17 protein-coding genes are annotated in these 15,137 nt (G+C 75.0%); 10 read left to right on the forward strand and 7 right to left on the reverse strand.

Annotation, left to right across the window (positions count from 1 at the left end; all coding sequences use genetic code 11):
• Positions 1 to 85 precede the first annotated feature (85 nt).
• The 3 genes from ACFEMC_RS03030 to ACFEMC_RS03040 are packed head-to-tail and all read left to right on the forward strand — an operon-like array spanning position 86 to position 2,988.
• Positions 86 to 835 carry an SDR family NAD(P)-dependent oxidoreductase gene (locus ACFEMC_RS03030; RefSeq protein WP_380173481.1) on the forward strand — a complete coding sequence of 250 codons (750 nt, stop codon included), beginning with the start codon at positions 86 to 88 and terminating at the stop codon, positions 833 to 835.
• Positions 836 to 879: 44 nt separating this feature from the next.
• Positions 880 to 1,671, forward strand: coding sequence for an SDR family NAD(P)-dependent oxidoreductase (locus ACFEMC_RS03035; protein ID WP_380173483.1), 792 nt, complete (start codon positions 880 to 882; stop codon positions 1,669 to 1,671).
• Between the two features lie 9 nt (positions 1,672 to 1,680).
• On the forward strand, positions 1,681 to 2,988 hold the full coding sequence (locus ACFEMC_RS03040; protein WP_380173486.1) for an MFS transporter: 1,308 nt from the start codon (positions 1,681 to 1,683) through the stop codon (positions 2,986 to 2,988).
• A gap of 122 nt (positions 2,989 to 3,110) precedes the next feature.
• Here the strand turns inward: ACFEMC_RS03040 and ACFEMC_RS03045 are convergent, their stop codons facing one another.
• Complete coding sequence (locus ACFEMC_RS03045; RefSeq protein WP_380173488.1) at positions 3,111 to 3,695, reverse strand: hypothetical protein; 585 nt, start codon at positions 3,693 to 3,695, stop codon at positions 3,111 to 3,113.
• A 67-nt stretch (positions 3,696 to 3,762) separates the two neighbouring features.
• Here ACFEMC_RS03045 and ACFEMC_RS03050 point away from each other — a divergent pair, with 67 nt between their 5' ends.
• Positions 3,763 to 4,443, forward strand: a complete 681-nt coding sequence (locus ACFEMC_RS03050) for a VOC family protein (RefSeq protein ID WP_380173490.1) — start codon at positions 3,763 to 3,765, stop codon at positions 4,441 to 4,443.
• Positions 4,444 to 4,448: 5 nt separating this feature from the next.
• Here ACFEMC_RS03050 and ACFEMC_RS03055 read toward each other — a convergent pair whose 3' ends face one another.
• Entirely contained in the window at positions 4,449 to 4,898 is a 450-nt protein-coding gene (locus ACFEMC_RS03055) for a MarR family winged helix-turn-helix transcriptional regulator (RefSeq protein WP_380173492.1), read from the reverse strand.
• A 65-nt stretch (positions 4,899 to 4,963) separates the two neighbouring features.
• Here ACFEMC_RS03055 and ACFEMC_RS03060 point away from each other — a divergent pair, with 65 nt between their 5' ends.
• Both ACFEMC_RS03060 and ACFEMC_RS03065 read left to right on the forward strand, forming a co-directional pair.
• Complete coding sequence (locus tag ACFEMC_RS03060) at positions 4,964 to 5,332, forward strand: VOC family protein (protein WP_380173494.1); 369 nt, start codon at positions 4,964 to 4,966, stop codon at positions 5,330 to 5,332.
• A gap of 42 nt (positions 5,333 to 5,374) precedes the next feature.
• Positions 5,375 to 6,535, forward strand: coding sequence for a winged helix DNA-binding domain-containing protein (locus ACFEMC_RS03065; RefSeq protein ID WP_380173496.1), 1,161 nt, complete (start codon positions 5,375 to 5,377; stop codon positions 6,533 to 6,535).
• Between the two features lie 12 nt (positions 6,536 to 6,547).
• On the opposite strand, the gene ACFEMC_RS03070 is transcribed toward ACFEMC_RS03065, so the two are convergent.
• Both ACFEMC_RS03070 and ACFEMC_RS03075 read right to left on the reverse strand, forming a co-directional pair.
• A complete protein-coding gene (locus ACFEMC_RS03070; protein ID WP_380173498.1) occupies positions 6,548 to 7,165 on the reverse strand; it encodes an MBL fold metallo-hydrolase in 618 nt (205 codons plus the stop codon).
• 44 nt (positions 7,166 to 7,209) lie between these two features.
• Positions 7,210 to 7,446 carry a hypothetical protein gene (locus tag ACFEMC_RS03075; protein WP_380173500.1) on the reverse strand — a complete coding sequence of 79 codons (237 nt, stop codon included), beginning with the start codon at positions 7,444 to 7,446 and terminating at the stop codon, positions 7,210 to 7,212.
• Positions 7,447 to 7,628: 182 nt separating this feature from the next.
• Between ACFEMC_RS03075 and ACFEMC_RS03080 the strand changes: the two genes are divergently transcribed.
• From ACFEMC_RS03080 to ACFEMC_RS03090, 3 genes are read left to right on the forward strand one after another with little or no spacing between them, the layout of a single operon-like run.
• Positions 7,629 to 7,856 carry a hypothetical protein gene (locus ACFEMC_RS03080; protein ID WP_380173502.1) on the forward strand — a complete coding sequence of 76 codons (228 nt, stop codon included), beginning with the start codon at positions 7,629 to 7,631 and terminating at the stop codon, positions 7,854 to 7,856.
• A gap of 47 nt (positions 7,857 to 7,903) precedes the next feature.
• A complete protein-coding gene (locus tag ACFEMC_RS03085; protein ID WP_380173504.1) occupies positions 7,904 to 10,798 on the forward strand; it encodes an AAA family ATPase in 2,895 nt (964 codons plus the stop codon).
• A gap of 31 nt (positions 10,799 to 10,829) precedes the next feature.
• Complete coding sequence (locus ACFEMC_RS03090) at positions 10,830 to 11,294, forward strand: YbaK/EbsC family protein (protein WP_380173506.1); 465 nt, start codon at positions 10,830 to 10,832, stop codon at positions 11,292 to 11,294.
• Between the two features lie 4 nt (positions 11,295 to 11,298).
• Here the strand turns inward: ACFEMC_RS03090 and argG are convergent, their stop codons facing one another.
• The gene (gene argG / locus ACFEMC_RS03095; protein ID WP_380173508.1) at positions 11,299 to 12,711 is read right to left on the reverse strand and encodes an argininosuccinate synthase; all 1,413 of its coding nucleotides are present in this window, start codon (positions 12,709 to 12,711) and stop codon (positions 11,299 to 11,301) included.
• Positions 12,712 to 12,781: 70 nt separating this feature from the next.
• Between argG and ACFEMC_RS03100 the strand changes: the two genes are divergently transcribed.
• Complete coding sequence (locus tag ACFEMC_RS03100; protein ID WP_380173510.1) at positions 12,782 to 13,537, forward strand: class I SAM-dependent methyltransferase; 756 nt, start codon at positions 12,782 to 12,784, stop codon at positions 13,535 to 13,537.
• Here the strand turns inward: ACFEMC_RS03100 and ACFEMC_RS03105 are convergent.
• Positions 13,515 to 14,846 (reverse strand): FAD-binding oxidoreductase, encoded by a 1,332-nt coding sequence (locus ACFEMC_RS03105; protein WP_380173512.1) that lies wholly within the window; start codon positions 14,844 to 14,846, stop codon positions 13,515 to 13,517. The two genes, ACFEMC_RS03100 and ACFEMC_RS03105, sit on opposite strands and share 23 nt — an antisense overlap.
• The gene (locus tag ACFEMC_RS03110; RefSeq protein WP_380173514.1) at positions 14,843 to 15,112 is read right to left on the reverse strand and encodes a helix-turn-helix domain-containing protein; all 270 of its coding nucleotides are present in this window, start codon (positions 15,110 to 15,112) and stop codon (positions 14,843 to 14,845) included. Before ACFEMC_RS03110 ends, ACFEMC_RS03105 begins: the two co-directional genes overlap by 4 nt.
• Between the last annotated feature and the right edge of the window lie 25 nt (positions 15,113 to 15,137).

A 15,137-nucleotide genomic window follows, 5' to 3' on the forward strand; every position in this document is an offset into this window, starting at 1 on the left:
CACTGCCGGGGCCCCGCGTCCGGGAAGCTGGGCTCGACGACCCGGCACAGGGCTGGCGCCGTCGTGCGGAAGGCGGCTGGATCTGATGGTGACCCCCGGGAGCAACCCGGTCCTCGTCCTCGGCGGGCGCAGCGAGATCGGTCTGGAGGTGGCCGATCGGCTCGTCCGCGCGGGCGCCCGCACGGTCGTCCTGGCGGCGCGCCGGGCCGGGGAGCTGACGGCGGAGTCGTCCCGGCTGGAGGCCCTGGGCGCCACCGTCGAGACGGCGGAGTTCGACGCCGACGACCTGCCCTCGCACGGTCCGCTGCTGGCCGACCTCGTCGCCCGGCACGGTGCGCTGGACGTGGTCGTCGCGTTCGGGATCCTCGGCGACCAGGCCCGCGCGGAGGTCGACGTCGCGCACGCGCTCGCCGTCGTGCACACGGACTTCGTCGCCCAGGTCAGCGTCCTGTCCCACCTCGCCACGCTGTTGCGCCCGGTGCGCGGTGGGCGCCTGGTGGTGTTCTCCTCCATCGCCGGGGCGCGGGTGCGGCGGGCGAACTACGTGTACGGCTCCGCCAAGGCCGGTCTGGACGGTTTCGCCTCCGGTCTCGCCGACGCGCTGCACGGCAGTGGGGTGCGGCTGCTGCTCGTCCGGCCGGGGTTCGTCGTGGGCCGGATGACGGCGGGCATGTCGCCCGCCCCGCTGTCGAGCACGCCCGCCCAGGTGGCCGACGCCGTCGCGTCCGGTCTGGCCGCCGGGCGCGGGGTGGTGTGGGTCCCCGGCTCGTTGCGCGCGCTCGCCGCGGCCATGACCGTCACCCCGCGTCCGGTGTGGCGGCGCGCACCCCGCTGAGTTTCGCCGAGCGGTGCCGCTGAGGCGTGCCTAGCGTGAGCGTCATGGATCTCGAACTCACGGGACGCACGGCCCTGGTCACGGGCGGCGATTCCGGGATCGGCTGGCACACAGCGCGTCTGCTCCTCGAAGAGGGGGCGAAGGTCGCGATCACCGACGTGGACGAGGAGTCGTTGCGCGCTGCCGCGGCGAAGCTCCCCGGTGAGGTGCTGGCCGTCGCCGCCGACCTCACCGACCCCGACGACGTCGCCCGGCTGCACCGCGAGGTCGTCGCCGGCATCGGTGACCCCGACGTCCTCGTCCACGCCGCCGGCGTCACCGGCGCCCAGGGCCTGTTCCACGAGATCGACGAGGACGGCTGGCGCTCGACGCTGGAGATCGACTTCTTCTCCGCCGTCCGCGTCGTCCGCACGTTCCTCGACGGCATGCGCGGCAAGGGGTGGGGCCGCATCGTGCTGCTCGCCTCCGAGGACGCCGTCCAGCCCTACGCCGACGAACTGCCGTACTGCGCCGCGAAGGCCGCCGTCCTCAGCCTCGTCAAGGGGTTGTCGAAGACCTACGGCAGCGAGGGGATCCTCGTCAACGCCGTGTCGCCCGCCTTCATCGCGACGCCGATGACCGACAAGATGATGGAGAAGCGGTCCTCCGAACTCGGCGTCGGCGTCGAGGAGGCCATCACCAGCTTCCTCGACGAGGAGCGCCCGTTCATGGAGCTCAAGCGGCGCGGGGAACCCGAGGAGGTCGCCGCCGTCATCGCGTTCCTCGCCTCTGAGCGCGCGAGCTTCGTCAACGGCAGCAACTACCGCGTGGACTCGGGGTCCGTCGCCACGATCTAGGCTCCTCCTGTGAGCCAGCCCGCCACCGTCTCCGAGCGCCTCGACGCGCTGCCGTTCACCGCGCGGCACCGCCGGTTGCTGCTGGGCTCCGGGGTCGGATGGGCGCTCGACGCCTTCGACGTCGGCCTCGTCGCCTACGTGCTCGTGGCGCTGAAGGTGCAGTGGGACCTCAGCGCCACCGAGCAGTCGTGGATCGCGTCGGTGGGTTTCGCCGGGATGGCGCTAGGGGCGACGCTCGGCGGGCTGCTGGCCGACCGGATCGGCCGGCGGCAGGTGTTCGCGATCACCCTCGTCGTCTACGGCCTGGCGACGGGGGCCGCGGCGCTGTCGTGGTCGTTGCTTGCCCTGCTGGTGTTCCGGTTCCTCGTCGGGCTGGGCCTCGGCGCGGAACTCCCGGTCGCCTCCACCCTCGTCAGCGAGTTCGCCCCGCGGCGGATCCGCGGCCGGGTCGTGGTGGTGCTCGAGGCTTTCTGGGCCGTCGGCTGGACGCTGGCCGCCCTGGTCGGGTTCTGGCTCGTGCCCGCCTCCGACGACGGCTGGCGGTGGGCGCTGGCCCTGGGTGCGGTACCCGCGCTGTACGCGGTCGTCGTGCGGTGGGGACTGCCGGAGTCCGTGCGGTTCCTGCTGGCGCGCGGACGGACGCAGGAGGCGGAGCGCGTCGTCGCGCAGTTCGAGGCGGCCGCCGGCCGCAGCTCGGACGTCCCGCTCGTCCCGGACCTTCCCGCCCCTGCCACGCAGGGGATCTGGTCGGACGGCCTGCGCCGCCGCACGGCCGGCCTGTGGCTCGTCTGGTTCTTCGTGAACTTCAGCTACTACGGCGCGTTCACCTGGATTCCGAGCCTGCTCGTGGCGGACGGTTTCACCCTCGTCCGCTCGCTGGAGTTCACTCTGCTCATCACGCTGGCGCAGCTGCCCGGCTACGCCGTGGCGGCCGTCCTCGTCGAGGCGTGGGGCCGGCGGCGGACGTTGTCGGCGTTCCTCGTCGGATCGGCCCTGTCCGCCCTCGCCTACGCCGCGGCGGACAGCCCGGGGGCGGTCCTCGCCGCTGGGGCCGCGTTGTCGTTCTGCAACCTCGGGGCGTGGGGGGCGCTGTACGCCGTGACCCCGGAGGTGTACCCGACCAGCGTCCGCGGCCGGGGCACCGGGGCTGCGGCCGGGTTCGGGCGCATCGCGTCCATCCTCGCTCCGCTGTCGGTGCCGTTCCTGTCCTCGGGGGGTGGGACGGCCCTGGTGTTCGTCGTCTTCGGGGTCGCCTTCGCCGCCGCGGCCTCCGCGAGCTTCCTGCTGCCCGAACGGCGGGGGATGGCGCTGGACTGAACCGCCCTCAGGGGTCGGCGCGGTCGCTCAGGTCGGACTCGTCGCCGGGCAGGCCGCGGATGCCCCGGGGAGGCGCGGGGTCGCACCGGCACGATCTGCACTCGTGTCCCCGGGCCACGACGTCAGCGCCGGACGAGGCTCGCGGCGGCCTCGGCCTCGAGGGCGGCCAGGTCGACGAGCAGGCTCGCCGCCCCGTACAGCCGGTCGCTCAGGGCGCTCGTCCCCGGCGAGAGCAGGGTGAGGTCCCCGCGCTCGGCGAGGTCGGCGAAGATGCCGTCGTTGCTGACGACGACGAACTCGACCGGGTCCGGCACCTTGCGGGCGGCGGCGAGCAGCGCGAGGTCCGCGACGTCGGCGCCGTCGGGGACAGGCTGAGCGCGGTCGGCGAACTCCTCCAGCCACGGCCGGGAGCGCGCGACGGCCCCGACCTGTCCGGCCAGGGAGACCCGGTCGGCCTGCCGGGCCAGGTCCAGGACCACCGCCAGCCGCGCCCGCAGGCGGGCCGGGCCCGCCCGCAGGTTGTCGAGGTCGACGAGGAGCACGCGCGTGGCGCCCTGCCCGGCCCACACGGGGTACCCCGCGACGAGCTCGCGCAGGGCGTCGCTCAACGGGTCCGGCCCGGTACGCACCACCTCGGCGGCGGGCACGTCCTCGAGGCGGAACCACTCGTAGTCGGCGTACTCGCCCGGCCCGCCGCCCAGTCCCATGGACCCAGGTTCCCATCCCCGCTCCGCGTCTCGACCCTCGGGCGACCCGAGACTCGAGACTGGCCGCGTGCTCACGATCGGGACCTTCTCGTTGGTGACCGGGCTGTCGGTCACCTCCCTGCGGCACTACGCCGACGTCGGGGTCCTCGTGCCCGCCGACGTCGACGTGGCGACGGGGTACCGACGCTACGACCTCGGGCAGGTCCGCGCGGGCCGCACCGTCGCCCTGCTGCGGCGCCTCGGCGTGCCCGTGGACGGGTTGCGGCGGGCCGTGGCCGAGGGTCCTGAGGCCGTCCTGCGTGAGCACCGCGACCGGCTGCGCGCCTCGGTGGACGAGGCGCGAGCCCGGCTCGGCACCATCGACCGCTACCTCCAGGAGGGACTGCCCGTGTCCGCTGTCCGCATCAGCCAGGTCACCGTCGTCGCCGACGACCTCGACACCTGCGTCGCGTTCTACTGCGACGCCTTCGACGCCGTCTGGCAACCCGAGATCGGCTCCCTGCAGTTCGGCCGCTACCCCGACGACGACTTCTTCCTGCTCACCGTCGCGCACCCGGCGACGCACCCCTGGGCCGGGGGACCGGTGAAGTTCGGACTGACGGTGCCGGACGTCGACGCGGCCCACGCCCGGGCCCTGGCCGCGGGCGGCGTCCAGGTCGCCGCGCCGGTGGACCAGTCGTGGAAACCGCGGTCGAGCACGGTCGCCGACCCGTCCGGCAACCACGTCGACCTGTACGCGGGCGGCTGACGTGGTCAGGGGGTGGGGGGCGGTCGGAGCGAGCGCGTCATGCGGTCGAGCAGCGAGAACGCCTGCCGCTGCTCGCGCTCGCTCAGCTCCTCGAGCATCCGTCGTTCGACCTCCCGCACGGCCGCCGAGGCAGCCGTCAGGCGCCGCCGGCCCTGGGGGGTGAGCGTGGCGGGCAGCACCTTCCCGACGGTCGGTGCGGCCGGCCGCTGCACGTCGCCGTCGCGTTCGAGCTGCTGCAGCAGGGTGTTCACCGACTGCCGCGTGAGGAACGTCCCGCGGGCCAGGTCCGACCCGGACAGCCCCGGGCGTTGGGCGAGCAGTTCGAGGCAGGAGTACTGGGTGACGGTGAGGCCCAAGGGCCGGAGCGCGTCCTCCATCGCCACGCGCAACGCGCTGGAGGCCTGCTTGAGCAGGTAGCCGAGCGACGTCCCGAGGTCGATGCCCTCTTGACTCATGTCAGGATTCTGACACACTCATCTGTGTCAGCTCCCTGACACACCAACTCCCCGGAGGTTCTCCCGTGCCCGTCACCGGTCCCGACTTCGTCTCCCTGCAGGTGCGCGACCTCGCGGCGTCGCAGGCGTTCTACGAGCAGTACCTCGGGCTCGTCCGCTCGCCGGCGGGCCCGCCGCACGCCGTCGTGTTCTCCACGACGCCCATCGCGTTCGCCCTGCGCGACGTCGTGCCCGGGACCGACCCCTCGGCGGGGGACCACCCGGGGGCGGGGACCGCGGTCTGGTTGCACGCCACGGACGTCCAGGAGATCCACGACGCCCTCGTCGTCGACGGCCACACGGTCGTCGCGGCCCCGGTCGACGGCCCGTTCGGGCGGACCTTCACCTTCGCCGACCCCGACGGCTACCGGATCACGCTGCACGACCGGCACTGACGGCGGGTGCTGACGAGGGCACCCGGCTGCCACGATGGCCCGGTGCGCCACGTGAGCGACGACGAACGCCGGGCCCGTCTCGCCGTCCGGCACGCCCTCGCCCCCGGCCACCGCGCCGCAACCCCGGAGGCGGCCACCCGTGCCGTCGGGGTGCTGCACGCCACCGAGCCCGCCACCGTCCACCTGTCGTGCCGGGCGCGGGTGTCGCAGCTCGAGGTCGTTGACGTCGTGCGGGCCCTGGAGGTCGACCGCTCGCTGGTCAAGCAGCTCGGCATGCGCCGCACGCTGTTCGTGCTCCCGCGCGACCTGCTGCCCGCCGTCCTGCCGAGCGCGTCGGCGCGGGTGGCGGCCACCGAGCGGGCCGCCATGGCCAAGGAGGCCGCGAAGTGCGGGGTCGCGGACTGCGGCGCCTGGGTCGACGCGGCGCGTGGCGAGGTGCTCGCGCTCCTCGCCCGGCACCCGGACGGCCTGACCGCTCAGGCCGTCCGCGAAGCCGTGCCGGTGCTCGACGGGACGGTGTCGGTCAGCCCCGGCACCTCGTCGGCGTCGCGGATCCTCACGCACCTCGGCCTCACGGGCGACGTCGTGCGCGGGACGAACACGGGGCACTGGCGGGTGTCGCGACCGCGCTGGACGCTGACCCGGCACTGGATCCCCGAGCCCGTGCCGTGGAACGCGGCGGACGGCTGGCGCGAACTCGTCCGGCGCTGGCTCGTCGCGTTCGGCCCGGGGACCGAGGACGACGTCGTGTGGTGGCTCGGCGCGACGAAGGGCATCGTGCGCGCCGCCCTGGCCGAGCTGGACGCGGTACCCGTCACCCTCGACGGCGGGGGCACGGGCTGGCTGCTGCCCGACGACCTCGACGTCGCCCCCGACCCCGGCCCGTGGGTCGCGCTGCTGCCCGTGCTCGACCCGACGGTCATGGGCTGGAAGACGCGGGAGTTCTACCTCGGACCCCACCGCGAGCAGCTGTTCGACCGCAACGGCAACGCCGGCACCACCGTGTGGGTCGACGGCCGGATCGTCGGGTGCTGGGTCCAGGACCCCGCCGGTGGGGTGCACCTGCGCCTGCTCGACCGCGTGCCGGCGCGGGCGCGCAGGGCCCTGGAGGTCGAGGCCCGGCGGCTCACCGACTGGCTGGGCGGCACCAAGGTCGGAACGGTCTACCCGTCGCTGGCCATGAAGGACCCGGTCGTGCTCTGAGGCCCCCCGAGGTCACCAGCCGCGCTCGCGCCAGGTGGCCAGGTGCGGCCGCTCCGCGCCGATCGTCGTCGGCGCGCCGTGGCCGGGGTGGACCACGGTGTCGTCGGCGAGGACGTCGAACAGGCGCTCGGTCACGTCGGCGAGGAGCTGGGTGAACGCCTCGGCGCTGCCGAAGGTGTTCCCGACCCCGCCGGGGAAGAGCGAGTCGCCCGTGAACACGTGGTCGGGGCCGTCGGCGTCGCGCAGCAGCAGGGCGACGGACCCGGGCGTGTGACCGCGCAGGTGGACGACCTCCAGCACGACGTCGCCCACGCGCAGGACGTCCCCGTGCTCGAGCCGCTGCTGCACCGGCAGCGGCAGCTCGTCGGCGTCCAGTGCCCCCGCAGCGGTGCGCGCCCCGGTGGCCTCGACGACGGCCGCGAGCGCCCCGACGTGGTCGTGGTGGCGGTGCGTCGTGACGACGACGTCGAGCTCGCCGTCGACCAGCGCCAGCAACGTCTCGGGTTCGGCCGCCGCGTCCACGAGGAGCCGGCGTCCGGTGGCGCGGCAGCGGACGACGTAGGCGACGTTGTCCATCGTGCCGACGTGGGCCTCGTCGAGGACGGCGGTGGCGGTCGTGGTGGTGGCCATGGCGCGACGCTACCGAGGGGCGTGCCGGCCCTCGCCGGTGGAGGTCAGTGCCGCTGGGCCATCCGGGCGGGAGCCTCGTCCCGCAGGTCGATCACCACGGGCCGGCGGGTGGTGTGGGTGGGCCAGCGGCGGGCCAGTGCGACGGCGAAGGCCATGGAGCACAGGCCGTAGAACACTGCGCGCGCGGCCTCCCCCTCGGCGGCGAAACCCCCGGTGAGCACGAGGCAGCCGAGGGCGCCGATGAGGTGCACGAGATCCATGAAGGACTTCCAGACGGCCACCCGACGATGGTGGCGCGCGGAGGGGGCGCTCGCAGCGCGGGAGGCCGGAGTCCACCGGCCCGGTCGACACGCTCTCACGCCCTGTTCCCCTCAGTCACGCTCCGTGAGTAAGGGGTGGGGCTGTGAGGAACGGCGTGAACTCCCGATGCCCGGGCGCGCCCCTCAGCAGCAGCGTCGTCGCCATGACACACGCCATGAGCATCCACGGGAACACCTACGCGATCGACTGGGAACTGCGCGAGGGGCTCGCGCTGCGCGTCGCCGAGGCCACGGCGGCGGCTGAACGGGAGCGGCTGGTGCGCGAGCTGCGCGCCGCGCGGCGCGCCCGTGGGGCCGGGGCGGAACGTCCCCGCTGGTGGACTCGCCCTTGGCTGCGGACGGGCGTCCGGCACCACCCGGCGGTCCGCTGAACGCCCGGACCGGCGGGACCGGCGCCGTGTCGGGGCCCGGTGCCACGATGACGAGCGTGCCCGTCCTGCCGCCTGCGCCCGCCGGCGCCGCCCCCGCCCTCGTCGGGCGGGACGAGGAGCTCGCCGCCCTCGACGCGGCTCTCGCGGCCGCGTCCCGGGGGACGGCGGGCGGTGTGCTGGTCGAGGCGGACGCCGGCGTGGGCAAGTCCCGCCTGGTCGCCGAGCTCGTCGCGCACGCCCGGTCGGCGGGAGGCACGGTCCTGCTCGGCCACTGCGCCTCCGGGGGCGGGGAGGCCCTGCCGTACCTGCCCTTCGTGGAGGCCTTGGAACCGTTGCGGGGCAGCGGGTCAGCGCCGGCCTTCTGGTCCGCGGCCGCTCCCGGTGAGGCGGCCGTGGACCTGTCCCAGCTGCAGCTGTTCGACACCGTCGCGGCGGCGCTCGTCGCGGCCGCCCGGTCCGCGCCGGTGCTGCTCGTGCTCGAGGACCTGCACTGGGCCGACGCGGCCAGCCGCGACCTGCTGACCTACCTGCTGCGGCGCGTGCGCGACGAACGGCTGCTCGTCGTGGCCACCGTCCGCACCGACGACCTGCACCGCCGGCACCCCCTGCGACCGGTCCTGAGCGAACTCGGCCGGCTGCCCGGTGTGCAGCGGGTGCTGCTCGAGCCCTTCACGGGTGAGGAGACCGCCCACTTCCTGCGCGCCCTGGCCGGTCGCGACCTGCCCTCGGCGACGGTCCGGCGCATCCACGGCCGTTCGGAGGGCAACGCCTACTACGCCGCGGAACTGCTCCTCGCCGGGCCCGCACGGGGCGGGCGGCTGCCCAGCGGGCTCGCCGACGTCGTCCTGACCCGGTTGGAGACCCTGCCGACGCCGGTGTCCGACCTCGTCCGCACCGCCGCCGTCGGGGGGCGTCGCGTCCGGCACGACCTGCTCGCCGCGGTCACGGGGCTGCCCGCGCCCGAGCTGGAGGCGCGGCTGCGGGACGCGGTGGCCTTCCGCGTGCTGGAACCGGACGGTGACGAGGGCTACGCGTTCCGGCACGCCCTGCTCCACGAGGCGCTCCTGGACGACCTGCTGCCCGGGGAACGGGTCCGCTGGCACGCCGCCTACGCCGACGCCATCGCCGCCCACGGGCTGGCTCCCGCGGCCCGGCTGGCCCACCACGCCCGCCAGAGCAACGACCTCCCGCGCGCGCTGGTCGCCGGTCTCGCGGCCGCGGACGAGGCCGAACGGTTGCGGGCGCCGGGCCAGGCGTGGCGGCACCTGGAGGAGGCGTTGCCGTTGTGGCGCAGCGTTCCCGACGCGCAGGAGCGCACGGGGACGACCCTGCTCGCGGTCACCGTGCGGGCGTCCCGGCTGGCCGCGTCCGCGGGGGAGGTGGCCCGGTCGGCGCTGACCGCCCTCGACGCCGTCGGCCTCCTGCCCGCCGACGCGGCCCCGGCCCAGGCGGCCGAGGTGCACCAGCAGTGCGCCTCGGCGCTGTGGGCGTGCGACCGCTTCGAGGAGGGCATCGCGCAGGCGCAGCTCGCCGTCTCCCGCGGCGGCGACGACCCGCAGGCCCGGCACGCGGTGGCCTGGGCGGCCGCGGTCGCCGCGCGCTGCCTGCTGGGGCTCGACCGGTTCGCGCAGTCGCAGGCCCAGGCGCAGCTCGCCCTCGACCTGGCCCGCGCCGACGACCTCGCCTCCGCCGAGGCGGACGCGCTCATCACCCTCGCCGGTCTCGACAACCTCGCCGGTCGCCTCGCCGACGCCGACGCGCTCTTCACCCGCGCCGCCGCGACCGCCGAGGCGGGCGGCCACCTCGGCACCTCGCTGCGCGCGCGCTACAACCTGGCCGCCGACCGGTACGACCGGGGCGATCTGCGGGGAGCCGCGCAGGTGCTCGACGCCTCGTGCGCGTGGGCGGCCACGGTGGGGCTGTCGTGGTCCCCCTACGGCCTCACGCTCCTGGCCCTGCAGGCGCGGACGAGCTTCGTCACCGGGGAGTTCGACCGGGCGCTGGCGCAGGCGCGGGCCCTCGGCCCGCAGGCCCCCGTCCTCGCGGCCCTCCCGGTCGGGATCGTCGCCGCGGAGGTGCTGGCCGCTCGCGGCGCCGTCGAGGAGGCGGAGGCGGTGCTGGAACCGGACTGGTTCGACGACGTGGAGGAGGGGTTGCCCGCAGCCGCGGCCCGCGCGGAGGTCCTGCGCGGGAGGGGTGACGCGGCGGGTGCGGCGTCGGTGCTGCTGGAGGCGCTCGGCAGCTTCCCGGGGATCGAGCACCCGCAGCACCTCCTGGGACTGCGCATCGGTGCGCAGGCGGTCGGGGCGCTGGCCGACGCGGGATCGCGCGACGACGCCCTGGTGCGCGGGGTGCAGGAGCGGGTGGCCGGGCTGCTCACCCTGGGGCAGCCCCGGGCCGGTGTCCTCGGACCCGAGGGGCGCGCGTGGACGGACGTGCTGGGCGCCGAGGCGGCCCGTTTCCGCGGTGCCCCGCCTGCCGAGCAGGTCCGCGCGTGGGAACGGGTCGTCGAGGCGTTCGGCTACGGCAACGTCCCCGAACGCGCCCGGTCCCGGTGGCGGCTGGCCGAGGCGCTCGTCGCCGCCGGTCGCCGGGAGGACGCGCTGCCCGTCCTGCAGGAGGCGCGGCGCACGGCGGAGCGGTTGCACGCGAAGCCCTTGGTCGCGGTGCTCGACGACCTCGCGCGACGGGCCCGCGTGGCGGGTCCCGCACCGCTCCCGGGTCGCGGACCGTTGACGCCGCGGGAACTGCAGGTCCTGGAACTCCTCGCGGCGGGCCGGACCAACCGGCAGGTGGGGGAGGCGCTGTTCATGGCCGAGAAGACCGCCAGCGTGCACGTCTCACGCATCTTCGCCAAGCTCGGAGCATCGTCCCGCGCCGAAGCGGTCTCGATCGGTCTGCGCAGCGGGATCCTGGCCGGTGGGGACCCCGACGGCGAGTGACGGCGATCGAGCCCCGAGCGGAGGAGCAGCCGTGCACCGCAACGCAGTCGCCGTGGCCCGCGCGTTGCGCGAGGCGGGGGCCGCGGGGGAGGTCGTCGAACTCGCCGCGTCCGCCCGGACGGCGGCCCAGGCCGCGCAGGCCCTCGGCTGTCCGGTCGGGGCCATCGCCAACAGCCTGGTCTTCCTCGCCGACGGCGACCCGGTCCTCGTCCTGACCAGCGGCGGGCACCGCGTCGACGTCGACGCGACGGCCGCGGCCCTGGGCGCGTCCGAACTCACCCGGCCCAAGGCGCCGGCGGTCCGCGCCGCCACCGGTCAGCCCATCGGCGGGGTGTCGCCCGTGGGGCACCCCCGCCGCCTGCGCACGGTCGTCGACGTCGACCTGCTGCGCTACGACGTCGTGTGGGCCGCGGCGGGAACACCGCACGCGGTGTTCCCGACGAGCTTCTCCGAACTGCTCCGGCTCTGCGACGCCGAACCCGCCCGCGTCGGCTGACGGGTCAGTCGGTCCCGGACTCCATGGCCGCGCGGTCGAGGAGTTCGTCCTCGCTCGTCTCGCCGCGGGACGCGATCGCCTGCGCCCCACCGGACTCCAGGGCGCCGATGAGGCTGACCTGGGCGTTGCCGACCATGCCCAGGCCCGTGTACTGCTCGAGCTTGGCGCGGGAGTCGGCGATGTCGAGGTTGCGCATGGTCAACTGGCCGATGCGGTCGACGGGCCCGAAGGCGGAGTCCTCGGTGCGTTCCATCGACAGCTTGTCCGGGTGGTAGCTGAACGCCGGCCCCGCGGTGTCGAGGATCGAGTAGTCCTCCCCGCGGCGCAGGCGCAGCGTGACCGACCCGGTGACGGCGTTGCCGACCCAGCGCTGCAGCGACTCGCGGAGCATGAGGGACTGCGGGTCGAGCCAGCGGCCCTCGTACATGAGGCGGCCCAGGCGCCGGCCCTCGTTGTGGTAGCTCGCGACCGTGTCCTCGTTGTGGATCGCGTTGACGAGGCGTTCGTAGGCGGCGTGGAGCAGCGCCATGCCCGGGGCCTCGTAGATGCCGCGCGACTTGGCCTCGATGATGCGGTTCTCGATCTGGTCGGACATGCCGAGCCCGTGGCGGCCGCCGATGGCGTTGGCCTCCAGGACGAGGTCCACCGCGCTGTCGAAGGACGCGCCGTTGATGCGGACGGGGCGGCCCTGCTCGAACTCGACGGTGACGTCCTCGGGGGCGATCTCGGCCTCGGGGTCCCAGAACCGGACGCCCATGATCGGCTCGACGAGTTCCACGCCGACGTCGAGGTGCTCGAGGCGCTTGGCCTCGTGGGTGGCGCCCCAGATGTTCGCGTCGGTGGAGTAGGCCTTCTCGGTGCTCGCCCGGTACGGCAGGTCGCGGGCCTGCAGCCACTCCGACATCTCCTTGCGGCCACCGAGCTCGGTGACGAACGCCGCGTCGAGCCACGGCTTGTAGATGCGCAGGGCCGGGTTGGCCAGCAGGCCGTAGCGGTAGAACCGCTCGATGTCGTTGCCCTTGTAGGTCGAGCCGTCGCCCCAGATCTGGACGTCGTCCTCGAGCATCGCCCGCACGAGGAGCGTGCCGGTGACGGCGCGGCCCAGCGGCGTGGTGTTGAAGTAAGCGCGACCGCCGGAGCGGATGTGGAACGCGCCGCAGGTCAGGGCGGCCAGGCCCTCCTCGACGAGGGCGGCGCGGCAGTCGACGAGGCGGGCCAGCTCGGCGCCGTAGGCCTCGGCGCGACCGGGGACCGAGGCGATGTCCGGCTCGTCGTACTGGCCGATGTCCGCGGTGTAGGTGCAGGGCACGGCGCCCTTCTCCCGCATCCAGGCGACGGCGACGGAGGTGTCGAGACCGCCGGAGAAGGCGATGCCGACGCGCTCGCCGGCGGGCAGGGAGGTGAGCACCTTGGACATGCGGAACAGTATGCACACGACTGCATGAACATGCAACGCGGTCACAGGGTCCAGGGGTAGCGTCGCAGGCGTGGGCGCCGAGGACGACATCAGCCGCTGGAACGCCGTCGCCGACGCCTACGCGGACGCCATCGGACCGGCCGGGGACAGCTTCCACCGGCGGCTGCGGCCCTTCCTCGACGAGCAGCTGCCGGACCTGCCCGGGGCCCGCGTCCTCGACCTCGGCTGCGGGCACGGCTGGCTCGCGGGGGAGCTGGCCGCCCGCGGGGCGGACGCCGTCGGTGTCGACGGGAGCGCCGCCCTCCTCGACCGGGCGCGGACGGAGCACCCCGGGGTGCGCTTCCTGGAGGCCGACCTCGTCCAGGGCCTGCCCGGAGGACTGGTGGCGGAGGAGTTCGACGCGGTCGTCGCGCACATGGTGGTCATGGACGTGCCCGAGCTCTCGGCCCTGTTCGCCGACGTCGCCCGCGCCCTCGCCCCGGGCGGGGTGTTCGTCGCCTCCCTCCTGCACCCGGCGTACTTCAGCCACGACGTCGACGGCCCGGAGGCGCCGCGGCCGTGGCGGCGGCACGTGCGCGGGTACCTCGACCACGAGGAGCGGTGGATCGCCGCGTTCGGCGGTCACCGGCACTACCACCGGCCGCTGTCCTGGTACGTCGCGGAACTCGCCGCGGCGGGGTTCGCCGTGACCGGGCTCGCCGAACCGCCGTCCCTGCCGCAGCACGGGCGGCCTGAGGGGGAGTGGGCCGAGCACGAACGCTGGTTCAGCCGGATCCCGACGATGCTGGCGTGGAGCGCCCGGCTCAGATCCCCTTCCCGGGGTTGAGGATCCCGAGCGGGTCGAACACGGCCTTGATGCCGCGTTGCAGCCCCAGGGAGTCCTCCCCGAGTTCGCGGGCCAGCCACGTCCGCTTGAGCAGGCCCACGCCGTGCTCGCCCGTCAGGGTCCCGCCGAGTTCCAGTGCCAGGTCGAACACCGCGCACGCCGCCTCCCAGGCGGGCCCTTCGGTCACCGTGCCGCCGCGCTCGACGACGACGATCGGGTGCAGGTTCCCGTCGCCGGCGTGCGCGATCGTCGCGATGCGCACGCCGGTGCGCGCCGAGATCGCCTGGATCCCCGAGACTGCGGCGGCGAGCTGCGAGCGCGGCACCGCGACGTCCTCGATGAACACGTCGCCCGTGGCCTCGAGCGCGGGCAGTCCCGCGCGCCGGGCGGCCAGGAGCTCCTCGGCCTCGACGGGGTCGGTGGTGGCGCGCCACGACGTCGCGAAGGGGGCCACGACCTCGGCCACGGCGTCGATGTCGGCCCGCGCGCCCCGGCCGTCGCACTGCACGACGAGCGCCGCCGCGCCGAGGGAGCGCAGCGCCGAACCCCGCGCCGCGTCGACCGCCTCGAGCGTCACCGCGTCGACCAGTTCGAGGACGGCCGGCTGCAGGCGCGCCGCGGTGATGGCCGCCGCGGCGGACGCGGCGGCCACGACGTCGTCGAAGTGCGCGGCGAGGGTCGCCGTCTCCAGGGGTTTCGGGCGCAGCCGCAGCGTCGCGCCGACGACCACGGCGAGGGTTCCCTCCGACCCCACGACGAGTCCGGTGAGGTCGTAGCCGGCGACGCCCTTGACCGTCTGCCGGCCCGTCGAGACCCGGCGGCCGTCGGCGAGCACGAGGTCGAGACCGAGGACGGCCTCGCGCGTCACGCCGTACTTCGCGCAGCGCAACCCGCCCGCGTTGGTGGCGATGTTCCCGCCGATCGTGGAGATCGCGGCGCTCGCCGGGTCCGGCGCGTAGAACAACCCGTGCTCGGCGGCGGCCGCGTCGAGGTGGGAGGTGACGACGCCGGGTTCGACGACGGCCACCTGGTCCAGCGGCCGCAGGTCGAGGATGCGGTCCATGCCCGACAGGTCCAGGACGACCTCCCCGGCGCTGGCACTCGCTCCGGCCGCCAGCCCCGACCCGCCGCCGCGGGTGACGACGGGGACGCGGTGGGCGCTCGCCCAGCGCAGGGTCTCCACGACGTCCTGCACGTCGCGGGCGCGCACGACGCCGTCCGGCAGGGTGGCCGGGCGGTGGCCGGAGCGGTCCGTCGCGACGGCGTCCCTGCTGCCGTGGTCGGTCAGCAGTCCCGGGAGCGTGCTCACGCGACGCCCTCGACGGCGGGAACCGGTGGCGTGCAGTGCTCCACGACCTCGGTGAGCGGCAGGTCGAGGGCGGTCGCGAGCGCGACGACCGTGAAGAACGCGGGCGTGGGCACCCGGCCCGCCTCGATCTTGCGCAGCGTCTCGGCGGGGACGCCGGACAGCGCGGACACCTGGGGGATGGTCCGGTCGCCGCGCGCCGTGCGCAGGAGTTCGCCGAGGCGGCGGCCACGGGCGCGCACCTCGTCGGGCAGGGGGGGACGGACCATGGCGTGATACTAATACCGGGATAAC

This window comes from Kineococcus sp. DHX-1, assembly GCF_042473625.1.
Lineage (GTDB): Bacteria > Actinomycetota > Actinomycetes > Actinomycetales > Kineococcaceae > Kineococcus.

Coding starts and splice junctions, on each gene's coding strand:
- ACFEMC_RS03030 (WP_380173481.1), top strand. CDS start 86: ATGGTGACCCCCGGGAGCAACCCGGTCCTCGTCCTCGGCGGGCGCAGC.
- ACFEMC_RS03035 (WP_380173483.1), top strand. CDS start 880: ATGGATCTCGAACTCACGGGACGCACGGCCCTGGTCACGGGCGGCGAT.
- ACFEMC_RS03045 (WP_380173488.1), bottom strand. CDS start 3,695: ATGGGACTGGGCGGCGGGCCGGGCGAGTACGCCGACTACGAGTGGTTC.
- ACFEMC_RS03055 (WP_380173492.1), bottom strand. CDS start 4,898: ATGAGTCAAGAGGGCATCGACCTCGGGACGTCGCTCGGCTACCTGCTC.
- ACFEMC_RS03070 (WP_380173498.1), bottom strand. CDS start 7,165: ATGGCCACCACCACGACCGCCACCGCCGTCCTCGACGAGGCCCACGTC.
- ACFEMC_RS03080 (WP_380173502.1), top strand. CDS start 7,629: ATGACACACGCCATGAGCATCCACGGGAACACCTACGCGATCGACTGG.
- ACFEMC_RS03085 (WP_380173504.1), top strand. CDS start 7,904: ATGACGAGCGTGCCCGTCCTGCCGCCTGCGCCCGCCGGCGCCGCCCCC.
- argG (WP_380173508.1), bottom strand. CDS start 12,711: ATGTCCAAGGTGCTCACCTCCCTGCCCGCCGGCGAGCGCGTCGGCATC.
- ACFEMC_RS03110 (WP_380173514.1), bottom strand. CDS start 15,112: ATGGTCCGTCCCCCCCTGCCCGACGAGGTGCGCGCCCGTGGCCGCCGC.